The following is a 24,680-nucleotide window of genomic DNA, read 5'->3' as shown; positions in this document are numbered from 1 at the left end:
CTCCACGCCTTGAAGGCCGGGGCGAGGGAGGTCACCTTCGTGGACGAGGACCCTTGGGCCCTTAAGGTTCTGAGGGAGAACTTGAAGATCAACAACTTTGACGAGAGGAAGGTGAAGATAGTGAGGGGGGACGCTTGGAAATTCTTTATGAGAAACATGAAAAGGGGGACGTCCTTTGACGTTGGGAGCGTGGACCCGCCAGCTTTAATGGATGATTACAAGGACGGGTACGCTAGGTACGTAAAGGCCTATTCCGGCGCTGGATCGGTAATAGAAGAGTTGGCCGTCCTTTCCTCTTGTTCGCGCAGCATGGACAAGGATACGTTCTTGAGGGCCATACACCAAGCCCTCGCTCCAAACTACAGAATATTTGAGCTGAGGGGCTCCGCCCCCGACCACAGCGTTCGGGCAGGCTTGGAAGACTACTTGAAGACTGCGTTCGTGTACTTGGGATGAGTCGGGGCGTGGGTTCCAGCTCATCCATCGCCTCTTAATACCGTCCTCATCCCCAACTTAGCTTCCATCAAACTGATTAAGAAGTTCGAACCAAGGCCCCACAAGGCCTTGGCATCCTCTTCGTGATAACCCAACATTTCTATTAACGAGACCACTTGAAAGGGGTGACAGACTTCCAAGGGGGTTTCGGGGGCACAAGTAAAGGTGATAGGGACTTCCTTGTTTAATGCCAAATTTATCGCGTACTTCAAGTCGTTCAAGCTCTTAGGGTGAGTAAGCAGCTCCCTGACCCTCACTTCCCCCACCTTGCCGTACTGAAACATCAGTTTGGCTTGGCTCTCGTCGAAGTACCTCAGAGTCTTCTTGCCGAAGGAGATCCCGTCCACGTACTTGTGTCTCGCGGCCGCCCTGAAGTCCTCCCTCTCGCTAGGCGAGGCGAAGATCACAGCCCTCTTCTTCACCCCCCTCCAGCCCTTTATTGTGAGCCTAGGTGGGCAGAGGGAGCACCCTTCACACAAACACCCTAGGTAGAACGCCCTGACGAGTTCCGCCGCCCCCTCGCCCCTCACCCAGCTCTCCACGAAGGGGCCTCTGAGAGGTATCCTCTCTTCACCGGTCGAGCCGTCGCCAATCATCATCGGCGCCCGCAACCCCTTTTTGGCCCCTCCTTGAAGGCTTCACGCCCCCAGGATGGACCGGTCGCGAGGCCGCCGCTGTGCGGTCGAGGAAGGCCGGGAGCCGGTAGGGGTCGAACACCCCTACCCGGCCTTGTATATACATGTAAAATTTGTATAAGCCGACACGGGCCTCCCCTTCTGGGCGAGCGAATTGGCAAGGGTCCCGTACAAGGTAGCTGTTATAGGAACCGGGAGGGTGGGCGCCACATTCGCCTATACGATGGCCATAGTGCCGGGCGTCGCTAGGATGGTCTTGGTTGACGCAGTCCCCGGCCTCAGTAAGGGAGTGATGGAAGACATCAAGCACGCCGCCGCCGTCTTCCGGAGGAGCATCCAAGTGGAAGCTTACGACGACGTTTCCAAGGTGGAGAACGCCGACGCAATAGTGATAACGGCCGGGAAGCCGAGGAAGGCTGATATGAGTAGAAGGGACTTAGCCAAGGTCAACGCTCAAATAATAAGCGATATAGGCGAGAAGCTCAGGGACAGAAACCCCGGAGCTTTTTACATGGTGATTACAAATCCGGTTGACGTTATGACAATGATATTGAACGACGTAATAGGGAACAAGGGTACTGTGATAGGTACTGGAACTAGCTTGGACACCTACAGGTTTAGGAGCGCGGTCAGCGAGCTCTTGAACGAGCCGATAGCCGCCATAGACGGCTACGTCGTAGGCGAGCACGGAGAAGAAGCCTTCGTGGCGTGGAGCACCGTTACGGTGAAGGGCGCGCCAATTGAAGAATATATAAAAGGGAAGGGGCTGAACTTGAGCAGGTCGAGGATAGAGGAGTACGTGAAGGAGGTCGCGGCGACGATCATAGCCAAACAGGGGGCGACCATATGGGGCCCCGCGGCGACATTCCAAGAGATAGTGGTCTCCCACTTGGCCAACGAGGGTAGGATAATACCGGTCTCAGTCGTTCAAGAAGTCCCCGGAGTGGGGAGGGTGGCGATTTCGGTACCAACTAAGGTCTCGGGGAAGCTAGTTCCCCTCCCTCAGCTCCTCAACGACGAGGAGAGGGAGAGGCTTAAGAGGGCGGCGGAGGCTATAAAGAAAGTCTACGAGGATACGGTTTCAGGCTAGGGGCCTCAAGGACCCGGCCAACGCGTAGACGAATAAGATCGTCGTCATCAACTGAACCGCGTCGGCTACAGACGATAACCTCCTAATCCTTTTTATTTCAGACACCAGCTTTCCGCCGTCCGTTATGAACATTGGCAAAGCGTTTACCACTCCTAAGCCCAAGTTGACTCCGTGGGCCCAGAAGAGCGTTTGTACCACATTCGCGACCTCTTCCGGCGGAAACCCCCTCAAGGGACCCTTGGGCACCCAAGGGAGCACGTAGACCCCGATCCTCTTCCTCCAGTCCTTGTCTACCAGCAGCTCTACCCTCTCCTCCCCCCTCATCACTACAACCTTCAACAATTTTGCCGAAGATATTACCCTTTTGAGGTCTATCAAGTTATTCACCTTTTGACCGTTAACTTCAACTATCACATCGCCTTTCTTTATCCCCGCGCGAGCTGCGGGGCTGCCCTCCTCCACGCCTACTACGTATATCCCCTTTTCTATTAACATCATAATTAAGATAAGCGCCAAGGCTGCGAGCGCGCCGTTGGCTGCGGGTCCGGCAGAGTAGACCCGCGCCCTCGCCCTGGGCGAACTCTTCATCAAGCTCGTCTCGTCCGGCTCCACGAAAGCTATCGGGAGGAAGAACAGCAACCCTATTCCGGCACTCTTCACCCTTATCCCTTGCCATACACACGCCAGATAGTGGAAGAGCTCGTGTAAGACAACGGCAATCGCTATTATCCATACCAAGCTGACCAGCAAGCTCACCGGTACAGTGACTCCCGGTATCAGGGGGACGAACGCTCCCCTCGCGGGGGACCTAGGGACGAACGTCCTCAACATCAAAGTATATCCAATAAGCATCAATATTACAGTGACTACGACGGTTAAGTCCAAGGACGCCTCAACCACTTTAGACTCTTCTTTAGACTCTTCCTTGTTTGGGGCGCCCTCTACAGGGAAACGCACAGCTACGAAGCCGGGGAAGGGAGTCAGCAGCCTCTCGTTTGACTTATTTAAGAAGTAGGGGATCACTGAGGTCGCTATAAGTGCGACGAGCGCTAAGGCCTCGAGTGCCATGAGGCTCCCGAAAGGCCTCACAACAACCCTTAAAGACCTTGCAAGCTAGCGCCGCGGGGGTCGAAGTTACATGCCGGCGATAGAGGTCGGTAGGGTTTGCGTAATAATAGCCGGCAGAAGGGCCGGTAAGAAGTGTGTCATAGTGGACTTGATAGACGACAAATTTGTGCTCGTAACGGGCCCGAAGGAGCTCAACGGCGTTAAGAGGAGGAGGATGAATATAAAGCACTTAGAACCTTTGGACAAAAAGGTAGAGATCGAGAGGGGTGCCGACGACGCCAAAGTGCTGGAGGCGATAAGGCGTGCCGGCTTGGAGGAGTTCATGAAGGAAGAGGTAAAACCGGAGCTGCCGGTCCCCCCGTCCCTCGGAGCTTACCTATGAAGCGTCCTCACCCTATCGACTTCTACGTAGGTATGAGCAAATATTTCCTCAACTTGAAAGCGTGTGAAGGGAGGGTTGTCAGGCCCAAGGGGTTCAGGGTGATAGAGCTCTCCGAACCATCCCCAGGCCCGTTTTACGTATATCTCCTCCTTAAGGAAGGGATCGACACCATTCACGCGCTCCGGGAGATAAGAAAGCGTCTGGGCGGTAAGTGGTATCACTTGGGCCTCAAGGACGCTCACGGCGTTACGCTACAACTTATCGGTTCCGACTCGCCCAGCGAGGGCGTTTATCTAAAGTTGAGGAAGGGGTGCCTCGTCCTAACCCCCTTGGGCAGGGGTACAGTCCGTAAGGACCGCATGTGGGGAAACGCCTTCATAATAGACCTCGAGTTTCGATGCTCTGAACCCTCTACGTTGGAAGGAAAAGTAAAGGTTCCGGGGTACTTCTCTTACCAACGATTCGGCACCGCTAGGCCGATCTCTCACGTGGTGGGTAAGATGATACTCTTGGAGAGGTGGGAAGAGGCCGTAGACGTCCTCTTGGGCGAGCCCACCCCGTGGGAGTCAGAGAGAGCCAAGAGCGTTAGGCTGGAGTACTACTCGGAGGGGCCCCGCGCCTACTTGAGGGCCCCCAAGTTCATGGACGTGGAGAGGAGGGTAGCCCTAGAGCTGTTGAAGGGGAGGCCCCCAAAGAGGGCCTTGAAGAGGAGCGGGTTGGTAGAGTTCTTCCTCCACGCCTACCAGTCTTACTTGTACAACAAAAGGTTGTCAGAGTTCGAGGACCCGTGTGAAGGCCCCAATCTCCTCCCAGGACCTGGGGCCGACGGTTATGAGGAGCTCCTAGAAGAGGAGGGAGTTACACTGGAACAGTTCAAAAAGTTCGGGTTGAAGGCCGTCTCCAGGAGGCCTTGTTACGAGACTTACGTGAGGACTTTCCCCCAAGGAAGGGGCAAGGTGACGCTGGTCTTCAAGTTACCCAGGGGGTACTACGCGACATCGCTGTTGAGGGAAATAGTTAGGGATCCTTTCGCGGTCTGAGCTCACTCCGCCACCGGTCCTATCACCGTCTTGCCCACGAGCTTGTTTATGGTCTCTACGTATTCGTCAACTATCTCTTGCAACTTCTTTATCTGTTCCTCTGTCATGTGTCTGAACCTCCCTTGGATCTTTATGAACTCCCTGATGGGCTTTCTCTTAAGCACTGGCACGTTGACCTTGTACTGGCCGTGGTCGTACTCGTACAGCACCCAGTAGCCGGTAAGCACGGCTAGCCTCGCCACTTCGATCGTCTTGGAGGGGTCGAACCTCCACCCCGTAGGACAAGGGCTGTACGCGTGAAGGAAGGCCGGTCCTTCGGTTTTAAGCGCCTTTACCATTTTGTTGTACATATCAACGGGGTAGGCCGGGTTTATCGTGGCTGCGTACGACACGTGGTGGGCCACAGCTATTTGGATCATGTCCTTCCTAACCCTCCATTCACCCTTCCACCTCTTCCCAACGGGAGTGGTGGTGGTCCACGCCCCGAATGGCGTTGAACCTGACCTCTGTATGCCGGTGTTCATGTAGGCTTCGTTGTCTAAGAGGACGTATACCACCTTGTGGCCCCTCTCCAGCATACCAGAGAAGGACTGCAAGCCTATGTCGACAGTTCCTCCATCGCCGGCAAAGACGACTACGTTTATTTGCTCGTCCTTGGGGAGCGCGCCTTTCCTCTGAAGTGCCTTTATAGCGGCCTCCACACCGGAGGCCACCGCTCCCCCGTTCTCGAAGGCTACGTGAATCCATGGAACCTTCCAAGAGCTGTAAGGGAAGACTGTGGTAACCACCTCTACACAACCCGTCGGGTTAACCACCACCGTGTTGGGTCCAGAGGCCTTCAGCAAGTGTCTTATTATCACGAAGTGCCCACAGCCTTGACAAGCCGAGTGTCCACCGGCTATGTACTCGTCCCTCGGAATTTGCATGTGATTCTTAATTTCTTGCATAGGTCCTACTTCCTTAAGCGCCATATCTCTCCACCTCCACCGTAAGGACCTATCCTATTTCGGAATTCCAAATAAAAAAGTTTATTCTCTTAAGCCTATCGGAACGGTCCTCTGCGGCACCTCCTTACCTTTCGTGAACTCTAGCAGTTGGTCTATTATTCTCAAGATGTCCTCTACCCTCACGTCCCTCTGACCTATACCTATCGTGTAGCTCGCCATCCTCGGGGCGTTCTGCGGGTCGCTGGCGTACATGGCCATCAAGTCCAACGCCACCGGCCCTTGACGCGGCGCGCCCAGGCTCATCGCCCTGTCCAAGACCCCTACTACACTGACGTTCTCTAATAGCTTCCTCAAGTGGGGGCTCGGGAAGGGCCTCCAGAGCCTTAACCTTATCAAGCCTACTTTCTTGCCCTCTTTCCTTGCCCTCTCCACGGCAGCCCTTGCCGTCCCCGCGTGGGCTCCGTATGCGATCAAGGCCACCTCCGCATCGTCCATCATGAAGGGTTCCACCGTCCCGTAGTTCCTCCCGAAGGCCTTGCCGAACTCCGCGTCCGCCTCCTCAGCCACCTTTAAGGCGTTCTCCATGGCTACTTGTTGTTGATATTTGAACTCGTAATACCAGTCGGGGTCACCGACGGTCCCTATAGATATCGGATGCTTCGGGTTCAGCGTGTTCCACGTTATTTTCTTAGGTATATACTTTAGCACTTCCTCTCTCTCCAGAGTCTCCACGGGCTCGGTCACGTGGCTCAGCACGAAGCCGTCGTAGTCCACTATTGCTGGCAAGTGAACCCTTGGGTCCTCTGCGACTTTGAAGGCTTGTATCACCGTGTCGTACGCCTCTTGGGCCGAGCTGACGAAGTAGATTACTATGCCCGCGTCCCTCAGTACGGCTATGTCGTGCATGTCGCCCCATATGCTCAAGGGGGCACTTAGGGCCCTCGAAGCGACGCCCAGCACTATCGGCAAGCGCAGGCCGGAAGCTATGTACAGAACTTCTGTCATGTATACTAGACCTTGACTCGCTGTTACGGTGAAGCTCCTCGCTCCCATAGCTGAGGCTCCCACCAGCGCCGAGGCCGCGGAGTGCTCGGACTCCACGTGTATGTATTCCGCGTCCAGCTCGCCGTTCGCCACGAACTCTGCCAGCTTCTCGGCGGCAGGCGTGGAAGGAGTTATCGGATAGGCGGCTATCACGTCTACGTCAGAGTCCTTAGCGGCGTGCGCCACAGCGTAGTTAGTGGTCAATGCCAGCCTAGCCATCGCCATCACCTCTCCTCCGGGACCCACTCGATTGCGTTAACTGGACACTCTGCGTAACAGATCCCGCACCCCTTACAGTGCATGTAGTCCACCTCGTACCTTTTGCCCATCCTAGCCTTTTCGTCTATAACTTCTATTATGGCGCCGTCCGGACAATAGATCCAGCAGAGCCTGCACCTAGTGCACTTCTCGTCTATTATTACTGGCTTGAAAACCCTCCAGCCGCTCACGTCTATCGTTTCTGTGTTGCCCGCGTCCCTGACCACAGCCCCTTCCGGGAGCTCCTTCCAGCCGGGCAGCCTCTCCTCCATCATCCCATAATCACCTCTTCGTAGGCCTTCTTGACCGCTTCCATGTTGGCCTCGACCGTTCGTGGAGGAACCTTTTCCTTAACCGCTTCCAAGAGTACATCCAAGTTCACCAGCCCGGTGGCTTTGGAAAACGCTCCAAGTATTGCCGTATTGACTATAGGCCTCTTTAACGTCTCTAAGGCTATTTTTGTAGCGTTCACGACTGCTACCTTTACGTCGTTTCTATTCAAGAGTTGCTTCACCTCGTCAGGGCTCCTCTCAGTATTTACGATGGCCATGCCACCTTCTTTGAGGCCTTGGGCTAGCTTGGGGCCAAGTAGGGACGGATCTAACACAACTATTACGTCGGGTTCGTATATCTTAGACCGGATGTATATCGGTTTCTCATCTATTCTAGTAAAGGCCTCTACTGGGGCCCCCCTTCTCTCTACCCCGAAGGACGGGAAGGCTTGGGCGTACTTCCCCTCCGCTATTGCCGCTTTGGCAACGATCTCGGAGGCAGTCACCGCCCCTTGACCGCCCCTTCCGTGCCACCTGATTTCTACGAGTGACATCTGGGGAGGACCCATACTCCAGCAGCTCCGGGGGTTTTAAACATGTATAAGTTGTATAGACCAAAATTAACCGTATATAAGTACCGGTATCGAAAGGGTCGTGGTGGTTCCGTTTACGACTTCTACCAAGGTCTTGTTGACCAAAGTTATCAAACTAGTTACTGTAGTAGTGACGGTATTGACCAAGACTTGCTGGAGCGTTAAGGTGACGGTAGTCAGAGTAGTGTACGTCTGTAAGTAAGTCACGTAGTTGGTTAGAGTCTTGAAGTAGGTCTTGAACACCGGCATAGCAACTGTATTAAACAAGGTAGTGGTCACTTTAAGCGGCACTAACTCCACCGTAGTGATTGTGTGAAATATCGTCGTAGTGATAGTTAGCAAGCGGATCAGCGGCACCAGCGCTGTAGTGCCGACCGTGAGGGTAACGCTCGTAGTTATGGTCAGCAAGACGCGGAGGAGCTGGGTAGCGTAGGTCGTGAGCGTAGTTGTTATAGTGGTCTTTAAGGTGGAGAAGCTAGTTACCGTTTTCACCACAGTAGTAGTGTGTACTAACGTCTTAGTGAGCGGTACCAAGAGGGTTTCGAGCAGACGCTGAGTAACAGTCGCGGGTAAGAGGACGAGGTTAGTCACTGTAATTGTGGAAGCCGTAGTCTTTACTAACATCAATACTTGCGATAATGTAGTAGTCAAGGTAGTGGAAATAACCCTCAATATCGTTGTGGTTACTGTTGACGTCAACAGCTTTATTATAGGAACACCGGTCAGCTTAGTTAAGGTCTGGGTGCCCGTCCCTCCTGTTACTATCAAGAACTCGCTCACCGTGAGCGTCCTCGTTACCTCCACCGGCCGTAGGAGCGATAGCATCACGGTCTCTATCGACGTTAGTACTACGGGGATCAGACTAGTTACCGTGGTAGTCGCGACTCCGGCCGTCCTAGGGCTCTCTATTAAGGGTAGCGTCAGTACGGTAGTGACGCGGTAGGTCACTGGCACCTCCTCCAGCTTGGTGGCTGTGAGGGCGGTGGTGACCGTGACGTAATTCTTAACCGTTATAAACTCCGTCAGCGTATTTGCTACCTCAGTCGTGAGGAATTTAACTTTTGGAACGGTTAACAGTATCGTCTTCGTCAGAGTTAAGGTGACGGGTGGCTTCTCCACCTTAACCGTCTTCAGCTCCGTCAAGGTTTCGGTAGTCGTAGTCGTCTTGGTTATGGTAGTTAGCGCTGGTACCATTCTCAGCTCGGTCTTAGTTATTTCGCTGATTAAGGTCGTTTTTATAGGTATCAGTGCTGTCCTCGTGGTAACGCTCACCCTCTCCGAGATCTTAGTCAATGTTATGACGTTAGTTACGGTTTCCGTGCTCACGATCGGGACCGGTTTGAGCTCGTAGATCGTGGACGTCAAGGTCTCTAAGCTGGTAGTCGTAAGTAATGATACGATGGTCTTAGTTTCGGTGGTAGTCGTAGTTATTGTTGTGGACAGAGTTTGTGTTAATTCTTTGATTACCGGTCTTATTAAGGTTAGTACAGTCTTCAAGGTGGTATAGCTGAGGACGTCGACTAACCTTGTCAACTCTGTAGTTATTGTGGTAGTTAGCGTCTTTGTTACGTATATCAGCGACGTCAACGTTGTCTTAAAAGTTATAGTGGTCCTCAGTAGGCTCGTCTCCACCAGCGTCTTCGTAAAAGTTACGTACTTACTGACCGGGAGGAGTACAGTGTTACAAGGCCTCGTCCGGAACACGGTGGCGGTCACGAAGACAGGCCTCTCGAGAACCTCGGTTGTTGTGACACTCTTAGTGACGACAACAGTATTAGTTATGAATGACACTATTGGCATAATTACAGTTTTGGGCAAAGTTTCAGTTATAGTACGAACGAGGGTTTCCGTGACCAATTCTGTGTTTCTGATCGGAACTACGACGGTAGCGGTGAGAGTCTTGAGGAGCCTCTCGACAACGGTGCGGGTCTCTACGAGGGTTACGGTCGACGTTACGTTGTGAACGCTAATCTTTGTCACTCTTTCGGTTATTGTCGTGGTCGAGTAAACCGGTACCAGCTTGAGACTCGTGACCGGGGTCACTTTGATCAAAGTCGTAGTGATCAAGCTAGTGAAAGCTTTGGTCAATGTCTCGAATATGGTAGTAGTGGTCGTCGTCACTACGGCAATCAGCTTGACTTCCCTAAGTGTGGTCGTAACCACGTTTGTTACAGTGTTAATCAGAGCTTTCGTGACCACGCTGGTCACCGGGATCACTACGGTCTCCTTGAGCGTTACGAGCTTGGTCAGCGTTGTAGGCAAGACCTCCGGCTTAGTCACGGTTACAGTTACGTTAACGTACCTAGTTTCAGTTACCTTGATACTTGACGTAGTTGTAAGCGTGACATAGACGGTCTTGCTTACGCCTACCACAAGTTCGCGCAAGAGAGTTGTACTGACGGTCATCAACTTTGTGAGGGTTATCGGGACGAGAGAAGTTAACGTAGTTATCTTAGATACGAATTTGGTCAGTGTGAGGGTTATCGGGACCGACGTGGTCTCGGTAACGGTCTTAAAGCTGGTTAGCGTAGAGACGATTGTCCTTTCCAGAGGTACTAGCGACGTAACCGTTCTGTAGATAGTATTTATAAGAGTGGTCGTCACCGTACTTATTAACTTTTCCGTCTTGGTAATTGAAGATAAGACCGTTTTAGTGAGCGTTATACTTACTGTTTCGACAATTGTGCTGGTAACGGTCTTAAGCGCGGTAACGATCCCGTACGTCAGCGTGTACGTGATATTATTCATTACCAGAGTACTCGTAGTTATTACTGTGTCTAGTTTATCGACTACGGGAACTCTCAGGGTTAGTGTAACTGGAGTGGTTAAGGTTATGCCGTCGTATTTGAGGGCTACGGTCGTAACGGTCGTGAGGGGGGCCTCCGGGAGTGGCGCTCCGGCGGCCGCCAGCCCCCCGACCATCCTAACGGTCACCGGGACGGCGACGGGCACGAATTTCTCCAATGTTATGGGCCTAATCAAGGTTCTATTCAAAACGACAGTTGTTGTGTAAGTGATTGGCTGGGTGGTAATTGTGGTAACTGTAACGGTAAAGAGCTTGTTACAGTATAAGACGCTCACCGTCTTAATTATTGGTTGTACCTTGATTGAGTACGTCAAACTCAGCCCTATCAGAGCCGTCGGGGAGAAGTACTCCCTTACCAACGCCTTAAGGTACTTGTACTCGGGGTACCCCCTCTGGACCAAATCGTCGTACAGCCAGCCGAGCCCGTCGGGGGTCAGAGCTAGGGAGGGTACCAGCCTCCAGCCCTTGGTTCCAAATTTAGACAGTAACATGTACTCTGCCACGGCCAATTTCCTAATCCACTTGTCCAACCTCGGGGACTCTACCCCCAAAGCGATTAGGTGGTGGTAAGTCTCTAAGGCGTCTTCGTTGCTGATGCCAACTCTTTTCAGGGCGAACTCTCCGGCCTCCTTAACTATTGAGGAGGCCAGTTGGGAGGCGTAAGGGCACTCGGCCACCTCAGCTGCCCTTACCCCCACCAAACGGGCCAGCGGGTCTCCGCCCTCAAGGACCTTGTTGATGCCGTCGCTCAACTCCTTGCAGCCTTTTCCGAGCACAGCTAGGTCTAAGAGGCCGTAGGCGGCTTCTCTATAAAGACCTAACCTTAGGGAGACGTTCGTGAGCTCGGCGACCTTGTTGCTCAATTGTTCAACGAACGGCCTCGAGAATGTAAAGTTTTGTATGCTCAAGGCCATCAACGAGGCGTAAGTATACTTCAGCTCCTCCGGGTTTGTAGGAACTACGTGGGCTAGGGCGGTTTGCGTTACGTTTTCTAAGGCCGTCGCGCTTACCACCATCATAATGATGAGTGCCAGTGCGCGTTCCATTCTTGTACCCAAAGAGGGGCCCTCAGAAAGTCTCAAAAGGATTAGCGGCTCGCGCCGGGGTTCTCATCACCCGTCAGCCGAAATCCGACCGCTCATCGCCGCACCCCCATCCATAAATCCTTGTGGCCCGACCCCTCGGTGGGGACAGCGGCGTGGCCACGGTTAAGCTGACCTACTTCGGCCACTCAGCCTTCCACGTCGAAATTGACGGGGTGGGAATAGCCATAGATCCGTGGATAACTAACCCGCTCTCGAAGACTACACTCGAAGACTACTTAAAGAACTATAAGACGGATATAGTCGTCCTAACGCACGCCCACGAGGACCATATAGGGGATGCCTTAGAGATAATGAAGAAAACCGGCGCCAAGTTCTTCTCAATCCATGAGATATACGTGGACTTAACTCAGAAGGGGTTCCACGGGATAGGCGCCAACATAGGCGGCCCGGCGAAGCTAGACGACGTGGCCCCGGGCTTGGGGATAGCGCTCACCCCGGCCACCCACTCCAGTTACGACAAAGGCGTGCCCACGGGAGCGATAATATTCAAGGACGGCAAGGCGTTGGTCTACCACGCCGGCGACACCGGACTGTTTGCCGAGATGCAGTTCATAGGGGAGCTCTACGCACCGAAGGTAGCGCTTTTGCCGATAGGAGGACACTATACCATGGACATAGAGCAAGCTACGCTCGCCACGAAGCTCTTGAGGCCGGAAATAGTCGTCCCAATGCACTACAACACCTTCCCGCCGATAAAGGCCGATCCCAACGAGTTCAAGGAGAGGGTCGAGTCAGCGGGACTAGCTAAAGTGAGAGTCATGGAGCCCGGAGAAACAGCCGTCTTTGAGTTTTAGAGGGTGAAGGCGGCTTTGGTGCCCGTGGCCGACGCTCATACACACTCCAACCCGATCAAGGGCTTAGGTATGTCTAGAATAGCGCCCAAGTTCAAGGAGGCCGGAGGGTGGTTCCTCGCCCTCGTGGGGCTAAGCCCCTGGCACTACGGTTTCGAGCCGACGTTGGAGGGCTACGAAAAAACACTAAAGAAAACCTTGGAAGAGGCGGAGAGAGCCAAAGAAAGCGGATTGAGGGTGAGGACCCTCTTCGGCTTCCACCCAGCCGACGTAGACAAACTCATGGGGATGATGGAAGCTGAGAAGGTCTTGGAGTTCGGACTGAAGGTGTTGAACTTAATAGAGAAGTACTTGAAGGAAGGCTCGTTGGACGGGATAGGTGAGGTAGGGAGACAACACTACAAGACCACACCGGTATCCATAGTCATATCAGAGTTGATAATGAACAGTGCTATCGAGAGAGCGAAGGACTACGGGGCAGTGGTACACTTGCATTTGGAGCAAGGGGGAAAGGTCACGGCAGTCGACATAAGAGAGAGGCTCGAAAAGCTCTCGGTCCCCGCCCACAAGGTGGTGGTTCACCACGCGAGGGGTAAGAGCCTGGCGGCTGCGGTGGAGGAGGGCCTAACGGCAACCGTGCCGGGGGTGAAAGGGAGCTTGGAGAGGGCAGTGAAGCTTCCTCCAAACTACATGGTGGAGAGCGACCACATAGACGACCCCAAGAGGCCCGGAATAGTGATCTACCCGTGGGAGATGGCTAAGAACCAGCTGGAGCTCTTGCAGGAGAACAAGGTGGACGAGGAGTATTTATGGAAGCTCAACGTAGATAATGTGGTCAAGGTCTTCGGCGTGGTCCCGCCCTAACCGTCTAAACCCGTCGCTAGCCGCCTTGACGGGCCGCGCCTTGCCGCTCACGGAGGAGGAGCTGAAGCTCATCGAAGATACTTTGGGAAGGAAGCCAAACGAAGTAGAGCTCGCCATGTTTGAGGCCCAGTGGAGCGAGCACTGTTCCTACAAGAGCTCTAAAAAGCACTTGAGGAAGCTGAAGATGGACTCCCCTTGGGTCGTCAAGGGGGGCGACGCTGCGGTAGTCGACTTCGGCTCCGTGTATGTGGCGTTCAGAATAGAGAGTCACAACCACCCCTCCGCCGTAGACCCCTACAACGGGGCTGCGACGGGAGTTGGAGGCATAATTAGGGATATCTTGAGCTCTGGTGCCAAGCCTATAGCGCTCTTGGACGACCTAATATTTGGAGATTTAAACGATAGCTTGGTTAAGTGGCACGTAAAGGGAGTAGTAAAGGGAATATCCGATTACGGCAACAGGGTTGGTATTCCTACCGTCGGAGGGGAGACGTGGTTCGACCCGGACTTTACCAGGAACCCTATGGTCTCGGTCGCTTGCGTCGGGATATGCCCCAAGGACAAGCTCATAAACGACGCCCCCCGCCCGGGCGACTTGATAGTGATAGCTGGCAACTACACGGGCAAGGACGGTTTGTTGGGTTCGTCGTTCGCTTCCAAGAACTTAGAAGAGGGAGTTGAGGAAGAGTATGCGGCTATACAAGTCCCCGACCCCCTCATGGAGAAACTCCTAATTGATTCCATATTGGAAATGAGGGACGAGAAGCTGCTAGTCTTCGTAAAGGACTTGGGGGGCGGCGGGTTAGCGACGGCCCTCAGCGAGGTGGCCGCGAGCTTCGGTCTGGGGGTGGAGGCGCGGCTGGACGCCTTACACCTCCGCGAGCCCATGAAAGCGTGGGAGATAGTGGTTTCAGAGAGTCAAGAGAGGATGATGTTAGTAATTAGACCTGAAAACTTAGAGAGGGCTAAGAGGGTATTGGAAAAGTACGACGTCCCTTACAGCGTCATAGGCGAGTTTACGGACACCGGGAGGGTCGTACTATATTACAAGGGCGAGAGGGTAGCCGACTTACCGGCCAAGTTCTTGGCGGAGGGTCCGGAGCTCGACAGGCCCTACGAGAGGCCGAGGTGGCACCTCGAGCTGGAGCTCCTCCCCCCGCTGCCCGAGGTCAACTTGAATGAAGCGATGAGGAAGGTTTTGAGCTCCCCTAACGTGGCCTCGAAGAGGTGGATATATGAGCAGTACGACTACGAGGTCCAGATAAGGACCGTAGTGAAGCCGGGCGAGGGGGATGCGGCTGTACTGAGGCTCTTAGAAGATCCTCCTAAGGGGATAGCAGTAACTACGGACTCCAACCCCCGCTACACGTTCTTGGACCCCCTCTGGGGGGCGGCAGACGTGTTCTTGGAGGCTTACCGGAACGTAGTTGCTTCGGGGGCCAGGCCTCTGGCCGCGGTGGACCAAGTGGACGCCGGCAACCCCGAAAGGCCCGACCGCTTCTGGTTCTTCGTTAGGATGATAGACGGCCTAGCGTGGGTGGAGAGGGAGGTAGACGTCCCCATAGTTGGGGGGAAGGTGAGCTTTTACAACGAGGATGAGGTAACGGGCAAGCAGATAAAACCAACGGTCATGATAACCATGATAGGTAAGGTGGAGAACGTCTACAACGCCAAGAGGGTCCGTGCCGAGGAGGGGGACGTGCTGGTGCTCGTAGGCGAGACGTTCCCGGAACTAGGGGGCAGCGAGTTCTTGTGGAGCGTGCACGGCCTCGTGAGGGGCAAGCCCCCGGTGCCGAGGCCCTCTGCCGAAGTGAGGGTGGCAGAGAAAGTGCTCAAGGCGATAAATTTGTCTGGGGTCACCGGGGTCCACGACGTGTCCGTTGGGGGCTTGGCAGTGGCGGTGGCGGAGCTCGCGAAGGGACTGGGGGCCGTCCTCGAGCTGGACAAGGTCAGAGGACCTTGGAAAACCCCCTCAGAAGCTTTGTTCTCCGAGAGCGGGGCTAGGTACTTGCTGGCGGTCAAGCCGGAGGCAGTAGAAGATGTGTTGAGGCTCACAGGAGGCTCCGCGGTAGGCACGGTCGGCGGGGGGTCGCTCAGGGTTACGTTGAACGGGAAGGAGGTAGTCTCCGTAGAGGACTTCGAGGAGCTGCTGGAAGACGGTATGGCTTCCCGCTTAGTCTAATGGGGTCCTCCCGGTCCTCAACATAGACTCTATGACGTCGGGGCTCCGCTTGAACTTTCTAACCTTAACTACGGTCCAACCACCCTCTTTCCACTTCTCCAGCACTGTTACCTTCACGCCCAACTGTCTGGCGTAGTTCAAGTAGTCGTTCAAGTCCTCCTCCGACGGAAAGCGTAACACGAAGTCCTCGTGTAAGGGCCTCCCCTCGGCCACAGCTCTGACCGCCTCCACGGCCGGCACCAAGACGGCGCGTCCCAGCCAGAGGGCTCTTTCTTCCAACTCCCGTCCGACGAGCCCCTCCTCAAAGGCCTTGAACATCTCTCTCACTATCCTGGGGAATAAGTAATCCTTCCCTTCGTCGAACGGGTACTTCATCCCTTGCTCTATGTCGCCTATGTTAGTGAAGGAACCGGTGTACTTCGCCGGGGGCCTCTTATACAGAGGGTCTTTCAAGACGACTCCTTCCCTCCCCTCGACGTCGAACCGGTCCACGACCTCCTTTATCTTGTTCACAGACTCCTCCGGCGGGAAGGTGCCCAATAGCCTAACGCTCCTCAGCCCGTGCCTCTTGACCAGCTCGTGCCTCTCTTCCACCGGCATCGGTTTCCAGTCATTTCCATCCTTTACGAAGATATCAAAAATGAAGTAGTCGAATTTAGGTGCTTCCGGATACTCGACCCTCACGTAGGGGTTCTCGGTCCCAACAACTTCGCCCGCCACGAAGCTTCCGGGCGGGAGCTCGTCCAGCAAAGAGCTCAGCTTCTCTCCGTACAGGCTCTTGAGTCGGGCGTTGGTGTAGGGACAGAGGTAGCCCCCTCTGGTCACGGCGAAGAGCTCTCCGCCAACCTTGATTACCCTGACGTTGTATCCGTTCATCTTTTCCTCAACCGAGACTCCTTCGGGGAAATAGTGGGGGACCTTTGATAGTAAGACGAGCCTCTGTATCGAAGGGTAGCCCGGGACTACGCCCAAGTCTCCGTTGTAGTAAATGATCACCGAACCCTTTCCCCATTTCCCCTTCTTGAGGTGTATGTACTTCGCTCCCTTGTACTCCACGCCGACACCCTAGGGCCCAGCCCTCGGCAGCTCTGTTGAGTGGGGGCCACGCTGAATAACCTTACCTACTGGTAAGTAAGTTAGGTGGGGGCTTGGAAGGGTTGGAAGCGCTTTTGGAACTCCTCGGGTTGAAAAGGAGAGTAACCGAGTTGAGCGGCGAGGTTGTGATAGAGGCGTTCCCACTGGAGGAGGCGAAGTATCTTAAGGACGTCAAGGGGGTCAAGCTCGTCGAGGGGAAAAAGCCGGAGGACGAAACCCACGAACCCTACATAAAGGCTTACAAGGACGGCGTCTGTAAGGTTAGCTTCTACGGCTCCTTAAATGGCGTCTTGGTACCGGGCTTTCTAGAGATATTGAACGGGCTTTCGAAGGGAATAGGACAGAAGGAGCTCCCCCACTCGGTGAAACTCAAGCTCTATGTCTATCCCGGTTTACCGTGTTACAAAGCGTTGAAAGAGGTCGCATGCCTCGTAGGAAGTTACAAAAACTTAAAGATCGAGATAATTCACGTGGATTCTGGGAAAAGGCTAAACGAGCTTAGATCCCTAGGCGCTAGTGCAGTGCCGGCCTACGTCGTAGAAGGGAAGCTGCTACACGTAGGACCTCTAAGCGCTGCCGAGCTGGAGAAGGAAATAAAGAGGGTAGCATTGGACTTAGCCGTGGAGAAGGCTAAAGAGGAGATATTAAAGGAGAAATTCACCTCTCGAGCTTCTTGAGGATTATTTGGGTGTGCGTACCCACTATACCTTTCATACCTCTAACGGTGTCTAAGATCGTGTTCAACACCCTATGGTCTGGGGCTTCTATCCTCACTAGCAAGTCGTAGTCCCCAGTTACTTCTGATACCTCCTTAATACCCTCTATGTTGCTCAGCCTCCGGGCCACCGAGCCCGTGAAGGCGTTGCTGTCCACTTTGACCCATACCACAGCCTCTACGTTCTCCGTTGCCTTGGGCCTAAGGACCTTGCCGCTCACCTTTTCGGCTATGCTTATCAACGCGTCATCGGTTAGGAACCTCAAGTTGCTCTTCTTTATTTCCTCCAGTATCTTTGTTAACGTGTCGTCGTCTACCTTTATTCCGAGCTTCTCGAGTTTTGCCTTCACCGCTTTCTTTCCTGTGTACTTGTCTATGACGTAATCCCTGCTCCTCCCTATAATCTCTGGTGGGAACGCCTCGTAAGTCCTCGGGTCGGCCAGTATGCCGGCCACGTGAACGCCCGCCTTGTGCAAGAAAGCGTAGTCGCCCACGACGGGCATATTGTAAGGAACTTCTATTCCGGAGTACCGTTCGACCATCCTCGTCAGCTCCATTAGGCCGCTCAGCTTGACCAGTTCTACGTCGAAGTGTACCTTCACGGCTACCGCGAAGACTTGGAGGGGGACGATGCCTACCCTCTCTCCAAGCCCGTTCACGGTCACGTGCACGGCTGTGGCCCCTCCCATAACCGCCCCGAAGGCTGTGGCCAGCGCCATGCCCAAGTCGTTGTGGGCGTGAATGTCATATTCAACGTTAGGGACGGCCTTAACCATGTGTTCAAAGAACTTCTGAGCGGTCCACGGGGTTAGAACCCCTACGGTGTCCGCCAGGCTCACCCTGTCAGCCCCGGCGTCCCTTGCCGTCTTGACCACTTGCTCTAAGTACTGTAAGTCAGCCCTAGAAGCGTCCTCGGCGGTGAACCTTACCTTTACCCCGTAGCTCTTGGCATACTCAACCATCTCGCCGATTATACTGAGAGCCTCCTCCCTCGTCTTCTTGTGTTTGGAGCTCAAGTGTATGTCGCTGACGCCGTAGAAGATTGCTATCCTGTCCGCCTCAGTTTCCGCGGCCTTGTCTATGTCGCTCTTAACTGCTCGGCTGTGAGCGATCACCTCGGCCCTTATTTCGCCCTCTCTCTTCATCCACGCTATTCTCCTCACGGTTTCGTAGACGTCGGGGGCCACGGCGGGGTGGCCGGCCTCTATCATGTGGACGCCTATTTCGTCCAGCTTCTTCGCTATTTCCAACTTTTGGTCCACGGTGAAGGAGACGCCGGGCGTCTGCTCGCCCTCCCTCAAGGTCGCGTCAAGTATCTTAACCCGTTCGAAGACGGGCCTGTACTTTCTCAGCTCATCTGAGAACGGCGTCGTCAAAGCTTGCTACCGCACGTGCGCTTAGCAAGAAATAATAGAGTTTTTTGCAGTAACGCTATATAACCTCCTTCCAGAACGCGGCCGGGATTGCGCAGTGACCGGAACTATAAGGGCGAAAGCCGTCAAGGTGGGCGACAACATAGACACAGACGTCATAATTCCCGGTCGCTACTTGATCTATACAGACCCAGAGACCTTAGGCAAACACTGCTTCGAGCCGATAATGCCGGACTTCTACCAACGCAGCAAGGAGCTGGGCGGCGTGGTGGTTGTGGCGGGCAAGAACTTTGGGATGGGAAGCTCTAGAGAACAAGCGGTGGTGGCCTTGAAAGGGGCCGGTGTTAAGGCAGTGGTGGCCGAGAGCTTCGCCAGAATATTCTACCGGAACTGCATAAACCAAGGCCTACCGGCCGTGGCAGTTAAGGGAATAAGCGAGGTCGTTGAAGAAGGGGACGAGGTAGAGGTGGACTTAGAGGGCGGGAAGGTAAGGGTCTATAACAAGGAGGGGGAACTTAAGAAGGAGTTTGAGGTCCCCAAGCTCCCCTCAAGCTTGTTGGAGATCTTGGAGAACGGGGGCTTAGTCCCCTACCTCAAGAAGAGGCTGGCGGTGGAGGGCAGATGAGGGCGGTTAAGTTCCGGGGGGACTTAATCGTCGAGGAGACGCCTATTCCCCCCGTCCCCAAGGACCACGTCCTCGTGAAGGTGAAGCTGGCCTCAGTCTCTCCTTTGGAGAGGGGGTTGGAGAGGGGCAACGTCTGGGTGGAGCCGGAGAGAGTGCTGGGACTGGAGGGCTTCGGGAAAGTGCTGGAGGCCGGCGTCGAGGTTGAGGAGGAAGAAGGGAAGGACGTCTTGATAGACAGCTACTTCGACGGAATACTGGGAGTTACGAGGGACGGGGCTCTTGCGGAGTACGTTGTGATGCCCAAGAACTCCTTGGTAGAGGCCCCGGACGTTCCTGACTACGCTAAGGCGCTCGCCTCGGCCGGGGCTTTGGCCCTCAAGATAGCTGAGCTTACCTCCGACAAGAAGACGTTGCTCGTGGGCTCGGGCCTCACAAACGTCTTGGCATCGTATAAGCTCTCTTGGGAACTCCCGTTGCTCCCGTGGGGGAGGGAGATAAGCCTCGACTTGAACTATTACCCCACTACGGCCTCTGCGTGTACCCAAGAGTGGGACGCGGTAGTGGTCTCCGTCCCGGAGGCCAGCGCGCTGGACACGGCGGCCATGTGCGTAAAGGAGGGTGGAACGATCTACCTCCACCCGCTCGTGGACTACTCCAAACACGTGTTCGCCGGCAAGAGGCTCGAAGTGGTGACCTTGACCCCGGGGGACTTGGCTGAGGGGGCGAGGCTGGTCGCCTCCTTGCCCACCAAGTACCTAAGGGAGCTTGTGGAAGAGACAAACGACTTGGAGGAGGCGCTCGTTTCCTCTTTCTCGAGAAGCTTGCTACGGCCGGATGCTTTGTAACGCCCTACCGGAAGGGGGCCCGGAAGCGCGAACGATGTTTGTGGACGTTCACTTTCACTTGTCGTGGAGCGCCCGCTCCAAGATAGACCTAAATTTGAAGGACTGCAAGTCCGTGGAGGAAGTCCTCCACAAGGTTAGGGAGGAGGCCGAGAGGGGCGGCACGTACAGGGGTTGGGTAGTGGGTACGCTTTTACCCTTGAAGCTGGCTAGGTCGTTGGACAGGTACGCTTTAGATGAGGTCTCCCCGGACATACCCGTCTCTATAGCTACCAGAGACGGTCACATGGCTGTTGCAAACACCAAGGCATTGATGTTGGGAGAGGTGAGCTGTGAGGACGAGGGCGCGGAGTGCGAGGACGGGAGGCCTACCGGGAGGCTCTACGAGGGCGCGATGAGGAAACTGAGGCGCGTGATGCCGGATCCGGACACAATGCTTCTGTATAGAGCCTTCAAGTCGGTCTTAGACGAACTGAAGGAGGGAGGAGTTGTAGAGGTTCACAGTATGACGTCGAGGTGGTTGGAAATGGAAATAGTCAACAAAATAAACCACGACGTCAAGGTATATCACTACGTGAGGACAGAAGCCCCCATACCCGGGGCGGTCGGGGTGAAGCTCTTCGTGGACGGCGTGATAGTCAATGGCACTGCTATGACGGAAGGCAGGGGGAAGCTCTACGTCCCCTTGGAGAAGTTGGTAGCGTGGCTCAAGAAGGGGAAGGAAGACGGCTTCCAAGTGGCCGTGCACGTGATGGGGGACGAAGCGTTGGACGTAGTCCTAAAAGCCTTCAAGCTCGCCGGCTCTCCGAGAAGGGTCTTGAGGGTAGAGCACGCCGCGTTGGTCAGAGACGACCAGCTGGAACCTTTGGCCAAGGCGGGAGTGCCGGTCTCGGTACAGCCCGGCATTATGGAGGCGGTGGGGGCCGAGGAGTTCAAGAGGATTCTCGGGAACCGCTGGAGGGAGTTCATGAGAGTCAAGGACATGCTTGAGGCGGGAGTCAAGGTCTACGGCGGCAGCGATCACCCCGTGGGGCCGTGGAGGTTTGAAGAGATAAAGAGATATTACAAGATGCTTTGGAGGCCGCCCTCCGACGAGGAGGTGTTAAGGCTCCACACCTCGGGCCACGAAATCCTTGGGGATGATCGCGCCCGACGGGCCGAGCGGTGAGGGTATTGGCCTTTGGTGACCTCACTCGTATTTGATCTTTATCTTCATTCCCAAGCGGTCCTCCAGCTTCTTTAATTTCTTTGCCTTCTTGAGGACGTTTTTCCCGGCCCACCTAGGCACCGTCACCACCACTACTCCATCCCTTACCTCCACCGAGGTGGCCTCTGGGAGGACTCTGTACACGTAGGCCAATATCTTCTCCTCGCCCCTCTTCGCGACCTTCCTGACCGGTACTACCATGGTCTGTTCGCCCCAAGTGTAGATTTCGTACTCCAGCTCCCCGCTCAAGAAGTCCCTCACCTCTACTACCGGCCTCGCCAGGTCTGCCTCCCGGAGCCCGGTGGGGAGCTTGACGGTCATCTGGAGCTCGTACACCTTGGCCACGCTTCCGCTGTCTATGAATATTACAGTATCCACTATGCTTGGTATCATTCCGAGCTCCACCCTCCCTATGAGCCTCTGAACCGCGTCTATTGGTGTGGTGGCGTGGACCACGCCTACCATGCCTATTCCGGCCATCCTGAGGTCCATATACAACTTGAAGTCCTCGTCCGTCCTCATCTCGTCAAATATCGTGTAGTCTGGCCTCGAGAGCAAGAGTATTGCGTAGAGCTCCTTCACGCTCGTGTGTTCCTTCGAGTACTGAGTGACGCTGGGAGGAAGGACCATGTCCCTGGGCGACTCTATGGTTTTAACTACCTTGCCCTTCCTTGCGTAGTATTCGGTGAGCGCTTGGGCGAAGGTAGTCTTCCCCGCGCCGGGGGCGCCGGCTATGAGTATTCCTTCCGCCCGGTCCTCCAACCTCCTTATCAACTTCTCCGGCAAGTCGTAATCTTCCAAGCTCAACTTCGCGATCGGTCTGACGGCGGTTATCTCCCAGCCGTCTGAGAGGGGAGGCCGGGTGATCACTATCCTGTACTTCCCGAGCTGGACCACAGTAGTGCCGGGCCTGTCTACTTCCACGTAAGCATCCCTCCGGGACCTCGCGGTCTCCATTATCTCGAGAGCCATGTTCTCTAAAGTGGCTGCGTCCAGCGGATCGCTCGAGAGGGAGACCATTTCCCACTCTCCCGGCCTTCCCTTTTTCGCTTTGGGCACGTCGCCCTCCTTCAAGTGTATACTCATTGTGTCTTCGTCGAAGAACTCCTCGAACTTCAGTTTCGCTGGCCTGTACTCGCCCGCGAAGAAGACGTCTATGCCCATAGTCGTTGCTACGAGCGCGTGTACCCTGTCTCCGGTGACCAGCGTGGCATTCTTCTCCTTAGCGACCTTCCTAACTGCGTCGTCCACGTCCCTTTCCTTAACATCGACCACCTCTATACTCACCAGCCCCTGCAACTCGAGCTCTCTGAGCTTGGTGAGCTCCTCCAGCGCGGCCATCCCAGAGGCGAGGCCTTCCCGCGCTTGCTTCTCTATCTCCTTGATTAAGGTAGAGGGTATCAGCAACGTCCCGAAGAGGAGGCCTTGCTCTACGAGCCGGGTGAGCAGCCCCCTTTGGACCGCGTTGAGGTCTGGGACGTAGACCTCTTTCTCCACTCGATCTACCCGAGTAGGGCTTCGAAGGGGGGTGATTTAGGCTTGAACACAACCCTGCTCTACATCGTAATAACCAACTTGACAACCCCTCTGCCGGTCGTGGAGTGCAGGGAGCACACAATCTCCTACTCTTTGAGGGAGGGGAGCTTGTTGGCGACCGACCTTACCTTGTGGATGCTAAGCTCTTTAACTAATAAAACTTTCTGTTACGAGTCGAGGACGTTGTTGCCGCCGGAGTATCCCAAGAGGTTAGCTGAGGAACTGGTCGACGCCCTCTCTAAGAGGCTCCCCAAGGTGAAGGACTTGCTAGAGCTGAGGACGTACGGCCAGTGGTACTACGTTATGGTCTCTTCCTACCCTGGGGCCAGGGGGCTGGAGGAATACTTGAAGTGCTTGGAGAAGTACGACGACGCCAGGGCCCTTTACTGCTTTTTAGTGTTGAAAGGGACATACGAGCGCTTCGTAAGAGGCGTGAAGCCCCTCCCGGGCCCGTGCGCTCCCTCTAACTTGACCCCGGGGGAGCTTTACGCTTTTGACACCTTGGTGAGGAGGTTACCGGGAGGGAACTTCACAAAAACGGTTAATCTGTTGTACTCACTCTACGCTTACGCGCTGTACTACGAGCCCCCGCTGGTTCCGTTGGTGAGGGATATCTTGAGAGAGCTGGTGACGGGGAGGTGTTCCCCGACGGAGGCTGCCTTGGCGGCCACGTGTGCTCTAAGAGGGGGGAAGTGGTGGGAGGACTACGCCCTCCTAACCTTGCTTCTGTTTAGGTAGTTCTTTCAAACGGAACTCACAGAAGGGGTCTCCCGAGGGCATGTGCTTTGTGACCTCGATCAAAATCTCGGGCTCTCGGCTACCGAGCCTCCTGTTGCCCTTAAATATTACTTGTACCGGCTTGTCCTCGAGACTCTCTATTATACCTACCTTTATCGCAGCACAAGCGGCGCAAGCGAACGGCATATCTTTGGTGTACTTGAAGTGTGGGCACTTAGTGACTTTGAACACGTACTCGTCCCCTTCTTTGAACTCCTCGTACTCGAAGTCCATACCTATTAACTTATAGGGTAAGTAACAAGCCTTCATAGCGTCCTCCAAGCTTTCCACTTTTATCAACTTCTTCAGCTCCTCTCCCATAGTCTCCTTTGCGCCTTCTTTGATAATGTTGAAGATCAGCGCTGTGGCGGCCCCCTCACCTATGTACTTTCTTAAATTCTTGGGGAGGGTATCAAACATGAACTTCTCTGCGAAGTTCGCAAAGGCCTTTGCTATAGTTTCTTTATCGAACTCCTCCGGGCTCAAGGACTGTTACCCATGCTTACCCTCCGACTCACGGTTTATAGCTGGGACAACGTGCCTATATCTTAAAAACCTCGAAAAGATGGTAAGGCCGGAAGGTACCTTTTCTTGTGGGAAAGAAGGCTTGGTCTCGCAGGCCCTTGAGGCGGTCTCCCTCGCTAAGAAGATAGAGGAAAAAATTACTAAGTCTAATACATACATCAAGATGAAATTTGTCAACCTCACGCCGTTCTCCAGCGGAGACGCCAGCGGAAAGCCATTTAGGGGCGAGCGCTACGTGGGAGGACCTCAGTCCTACTCGCTCATAGGGAAGATGAGAAAGCTGTGTAACAGCGTCGAGCCCTATTGTACCGACATAACTGATTTCATGTTCGGTTACATCGACAGAAGGAGAGGCGCGTTCGCCTCCCCTTACAACGTCGTCGTCAAGGCCCGCCCTCTAGGCGAACCCCCA

24 protein-coding genes are annotated in these 24,680 nt (G+C 54.6%); 13 read left to right on the top strand and 11 right to left on the bottom strand.

Translation table 11 applies throughout. The annotated features are described in order from the left end of the window. A partial coding sequence (locus AC1HCZ_RS01490) for an RsmD family RNA methyltransferase (protein WP_479461779.1) occupies positions 1-456 on the top strand: 456 nt, incomplete at its 5' end. 20 nt (positions 457-476) lie between these two features. Here the strand turns inward: AC1HCZ_RS01490 and AC1HCZ_RS01485 are convergent. Continuing rightward, positions 477-1,106, bottom strand: a complete 630-nt coding sequence (locus tag AC1HCZ_RS01485; protein ID WP_479461778.1) for a hypothetical protein — start codon at positions 1,104-1,106, stop codon at positions 477-479. A 178-nt stretch (positions 1,107-1,284) separates the two neighbouring features. On the opposite strand from AC1HCZ_RS01485, the gene AC1HCZ_RS01480 reads away from it, so the two are divergent. Further along, a complete protein-coding gene (locus tag AC1HCZ_RS01480) occupies positions 1,285-2,220 on the top strand; it encodes a malate dehydrogenase (RefSeq protein ID WP_479461777.1) in 936 nt (311 codons plus the stop codon). On the opposite strand, the gene AC1HCZ_RS01475 is transcribed toward AC1HCZ_RS01480, so the two are convergent. Then, positions 2,212-3,309 carry a M50 family metallopeptidase gene (locus tag AC1HCZ_RS01475; RefSeq protein ID WP_479461776.1) on the bottom strand — a complete coding sequence of 366 codons (1,098 nt, stop codon included), beginning with the start codon at positions 3,307-3,309 and terminating at the stop codon, positions 2,212-2,214. The genes AC1HCZ_RS01480 and AC1HCZ_RS01475 overlap by 9 nt on opposite strands. A 49-nt stretch (positions 3,310-3,358) precedes the next feature. Here AC1HCZ_RS01475 and AC1HCZ_RS01470 point away from each other — a divergent pair, with 49 nt between their 5' ends. Together AC1HCZ_RS01470 and truD are read left to right on the top strand one after the other, a co-directional pair. After that, a complete protein-coding gene (locus AC1HCZ_RS01470) occupies positions 3,359-3,670 on the top strand; it encodes a 50S ribosomal protein L14e (protein WP_479461775.1) in 312 nt (103 codons plus the stop codon). After that, the gene (gene truD / locus AC1HCZ_RS01465) at positions 3,667-4,710 is read left to right on the top strand and encodes a tRNA pseudouridine(13) synthase TruD (protein ID WP_479461774.1); all 1,044 of its coding nucleotides are present in this window, start codon (positions 3,667-3,669) and stop codon (positions 4,708-4,710) included. Before AC1HCZ_RS01470 ends, truD begins: the two co-directional genes overlap by 4 nt. Before the next feature lie 2 nt (positions 4,711-4,712). On the opposite strand, the gene porB is transcribed toward truD, so the two are convergent. The 5 genes from porB to AC1HCZ_RS01440 form a co-directional block, all read right to left on the bottom strand. Beyond that, the gene (gene porB, locus AC1HCZ_RS01460; protein ID WP_479461773.1) at positions 4,713-5,681 is read right to left on the bottom strand and encodes a pyruvate synthase subunit PorB; all 969 of its coding nucleotides are present in this window, start codon (positions 5,679-5,681) and stop codon (positions 4,713-4,715) included. A 57-nt stretch (positions 5,682-5,738) separates the two neighbouring features. After that, on the bottom strand, positions 5,739-6,920 hold the full coding sequence (locus AC1HCZ_RS01455) for a ferredoxin oxidoreductase (protein ID WP_479461772.1): 1,182 nt from the start codon (positions 6,918-6,920) through the stop codon (positions 5,739-5,741). Between the two features lie 5 nt (positions 6,921-6,925). Continuing rightward, positions 6,926-7,234: a 4Fe-4S binding protein gene (locus tag AC1HCZ_RS01450; RefSeq protein WP_479461771.1), complete on the bottom strand. Its 309-nt coding sequence runs from the start codon at positions 7,232-7,234 to the stop codon at positions 6,926-6,928. Next, positions 7,231-7,785 (bottom strand): pyruvate ferredoxin oxidoreductase subunit gamma, encoded by a 555-nt coding sequence (locus tag AC1HCZ_RS01445; protein WP_479461770.1) that lies wholly within the window; start codon positions 7,783-7,785, stop codon positions 7,231-7,233. Before AC1HCZ_RS01445 ends, AC1HCZ_RS01450 begins: the two co-directional genes overlap by 4 nt. Positions 7,786-7,851: 66 nt before the next feature. Further along, positions 7,852-11,676, bottom strand: a complete 3,825-nt coding sequence (locus AC1HCZ_RS01440) for a hypothetical protein (protein WP_479461769.1) — start codon at positions 11,674-11,676, stop codon at positions 7,852-7,854. Between the two features lie 152 nt (positions 11,677-11,828). Here AC1HCZ_RS01440 and AC1HCZ_RS01435 point away from each other — a divergent pair, with 152 nt between their 5' ends. From AC1HCZ_RS01435 to purL, 3 genes are read left to right on the top strand one after another with little or no spacing between them, the layout of a single operon-like run. Further along, positions 11,829-12,530 (top strand): metal-dependent hydrolase, encoded by a 702-nt coding sequence (locus tag AC1HCZ_RS01435; protein WP_479461768.1) that lies wholly within the window; start codon positions 11,829-11,831, stop codon positions 12,528-12,530. Positions 12,531-12,533: 3 nt separating this feature from the next. Then, positions 12,534-13,391: a TatD family hydrolase gene (locus tag AC1HCZ_RS01430; protein ID WP_479461767.1), complete on the top strand. Its 858-nt coding sequence runs from the start codon at positions 12,534-12,536 to the stop codon at positions 13,389-13,391. Positions 13,392-13,431: 40 nt separating this feature from the next. Next, positions 13,432-15,573: a phosphoribosylformylglycinamidine synthase subunit PurL gene (gene purL, locus AC1HCZ_RS01425; RefSeq protein WP_479461766.1), complete on the top strand. Its 2,142-nt coding sequence runs from the start codon at positions 13,432-13,434 to the stop codon at positions 15,571-15,573. Here the strand turns inward: purL and AC1HCZ_RS01420 are convergent. Continuing rightward, positions 15,565-16,629, bottom strand: a complete 1,065-nt coding sequence (locus AC1HCZ_RS01420; protein WP_479461765.1) for an RNA ligase — start codon at positions 16,627-16,629, stop codon at positions 15,565-15,567. The two genes, purL and AC1HCZ_RS01420, sit on opposite strands and share 9 nt — an antisense overlap. A 101-nt stretch (positions 16,630-16,730) precedes the next feature. Between AC1HCZ_RS01420 and AC1HCZ_RS01415 the strand changes: the two genes are divergently transcribed. After that, positions 16,731-17,345, top strand: a complete 615-nt coding sequence (locus tag AC1HCZ_RS01415) for a hypothetical protein (RefSeq protein WP_479461764.1) — start codon at positions 16,731-16,733, stop codon at positions 17,343-17,345. Here the strand turns inward: AC1HCZ_RS01415 and lysS are convergent. Beyond that, entirely contained in the window at positions 17,326-18,759 is a 1,434-nt protein-coding gene (gene lysS / locus AC1HCZ_RS01410) for a homocitrate synthase (RefSeq protein WP_479461763.1), read from the bottom strand. The two genes, AC1HCZ_RS01415 and lysS, sit on opposite strands and share 20 nt — an antisense overlap. A gap of 94 nt (positions 18,760-18,853) precedes the next feature. Between lysS and AC1HCZ_RS01405 the strand changes: the two genes are divergently transcribed. Genes AC1HCZ_RS01405 through AC1HCZ_RS01395 form a run of 3 tightly spaced genes read left to right on the top strand, consistent with a single transcriptional unit; the run spans position 18,854 to position 21,391 of the window. Further along, complete coding sequence (locus tag AC1HCZ_RS01405) at positions 18,854-19,381, top strand: LeuD/DmdB family oxidoreductase small subunit (RefSeq protein ID WP_479461762.1); 528 nt, start codon at positions 18,854-18,856, stop codon at positions 19,379-19,381. Continuing rightward, positions 19,378-20,226 (top strand): alcohol dehydrogenase catalytic domain-containing protein, encoded by an 849-nt coding sequence (locus AC1HCZ_RS01400; RefSeq protein ID WP_479461761.1) that lies wholly within the window; start codon positions 19,378-19,380, stop codon positions 20,224-20,226. The genes AC1HCZ_RS01405 and AC1HCZ_RS01400 overlap by 4 nt, the downstream gene beginning before the upstream one ends. A 40-nt stretch (positions 20,227-20,266) precedes the next feature. Then, a complete protein-coding gene (locus AC1HCZ_RS01395; RefSeq protein ID WP_479461760.1) occupies positions 20,267-21,391 on the top strand; it encodes an amidohydrolase family protein in 1,125 nt (374 codons plus the stop codon). Positions 21,392-21,412: 21 nt separating this feature from the next. On the opposite strand, the gene AC1HCZ_RS01390 is transcribed toward AC1HCZ_RS01395, so the two are convergent. Next, the gene (locus AC1HCZ_RS01390) at positions 21,413-22,927 is read right to left on the bottom strand and encodes a PINc/VapC family ATPase (protein ID WP_479461759.1); all 1,515 of its coding nucleotides are present in this window, start codon (positions 22,925-22,927) and stop codon (positions 21,413-21,415) included. A gap of 42 nt (positions 22,928-22,969) precedes the next feature. Here AC1HCZ_RS01390 and AC1HCZ_RS01385 point away from each other — a divergent pair, with 42 nt between their 5' ends. Then, entirely contained in the window at positions 22,970-23,704 is a 735-nt protein-coding gene (locus AC1HCZ_RS01385; protein ID WP_479461758.1) for a hypothetical protein, read from the top strand. On the opposite strand, the gene AC1HCZ_RS01380 is transcribed toward AC1HCZ_RS01385, so the two are convergent. Continuing rightward, positions 23,681-24,229 carry a methanogen output domain 1-containing protein gene (locus AC1HCZ_RS01380; RefSeq protein ID WP_479461757.1) on the bottom strand — a complete coding sequence of 183 codons (549 nt, stop codon included), beginning with the start codon at positions 24,227-24,229 and terminating at the stop codon, positions 23,681-23,683. The two genes, AC1HCZ_RS01385 and AC1HCZ_RS01380, sit on opposite strands and share 24 nt — an antisense overlap. A 79-nt stretch (positions 24,230-24,308) precedes the next feature. On the opposite strand from AC1HCZ_RS01380, the gene AC1HCZ_RS01375 reads away from it, so the two are divergent. Beyond that, the coding region (locus AC1HCZ_RS01375) for a hypothetical protein (protein WP_479461756.1) at positions 24,309-24,680 on the top strand (372 nt) is incomplete at its 3' end.

It is taken from the genome of Ignicoccus sp. (genome assembly GCF_056435145.1).
Note: the sequence above shows the minus strand (reverse complement) of the source record. Positions and strands in the feature narration are given on the sequence as shown.

Bases quoted from the DNA above. Each gene is read 5' to 3' on its own strand.
- AC1HCZ_RS01445 (WP_479461770.1), bottom strand. From the start codon at position 7,785: ATGTCACTCGTAGAAATCAGGTGGCACGGAAGGGGCGGTCAAGGGGCG.
- AC1HCZ_RS01450 (WP_479461771.1), bottom strand. From the start codon at position 7,234: ATGATGGAGGAGAGGCTGCCCGGCTGGAAGGAGCTCCCGGAAGGGGCT.
- AC1HCZ_RS01400 (WP_479461761.1), top strand. From the start codon at position 19,378: ATGAGGGCGGTTAAGTTCCGGGGGGACTTAATCGTCGAGGAGACGCCT.
- AC1HCZ_RS01470 (WP_479461775.1), top strand. From the start codon at position 3,359: ATGCCGGCGATAGAGGTCGGTAGGGTTTGCGTAATAATAGCCGGCAGA.
- truD (WP_479461774.1), top strand. From the start codon at position 3,667: ATGAAGCGTCCTCACCCTATCGACTTCTACGTAGGTATGAGCAAATAT.
- AC1HCZ_RS01455 (WP_479461772.1), bottom strand. From the start codon at position 6,920: ATGGCTAGGCTGGCATTGACCACTAACTACGCTGTGGCGCACGCCGCT.
- porB (WP_479461773.1), bottom strand. From the start codon at position 5,681: ATGGCGCTTAAGGAAGTAGGACCTATGCAAGAAATTAAGAATCACATG.
- AC1HCZ_RS01440 (WP_479461769.1), bottom strand. From the start codon at position 11,676: ATGGAACGCGCACTGGCACTCATCATTATGATGGTGGTAAGCGCGACG.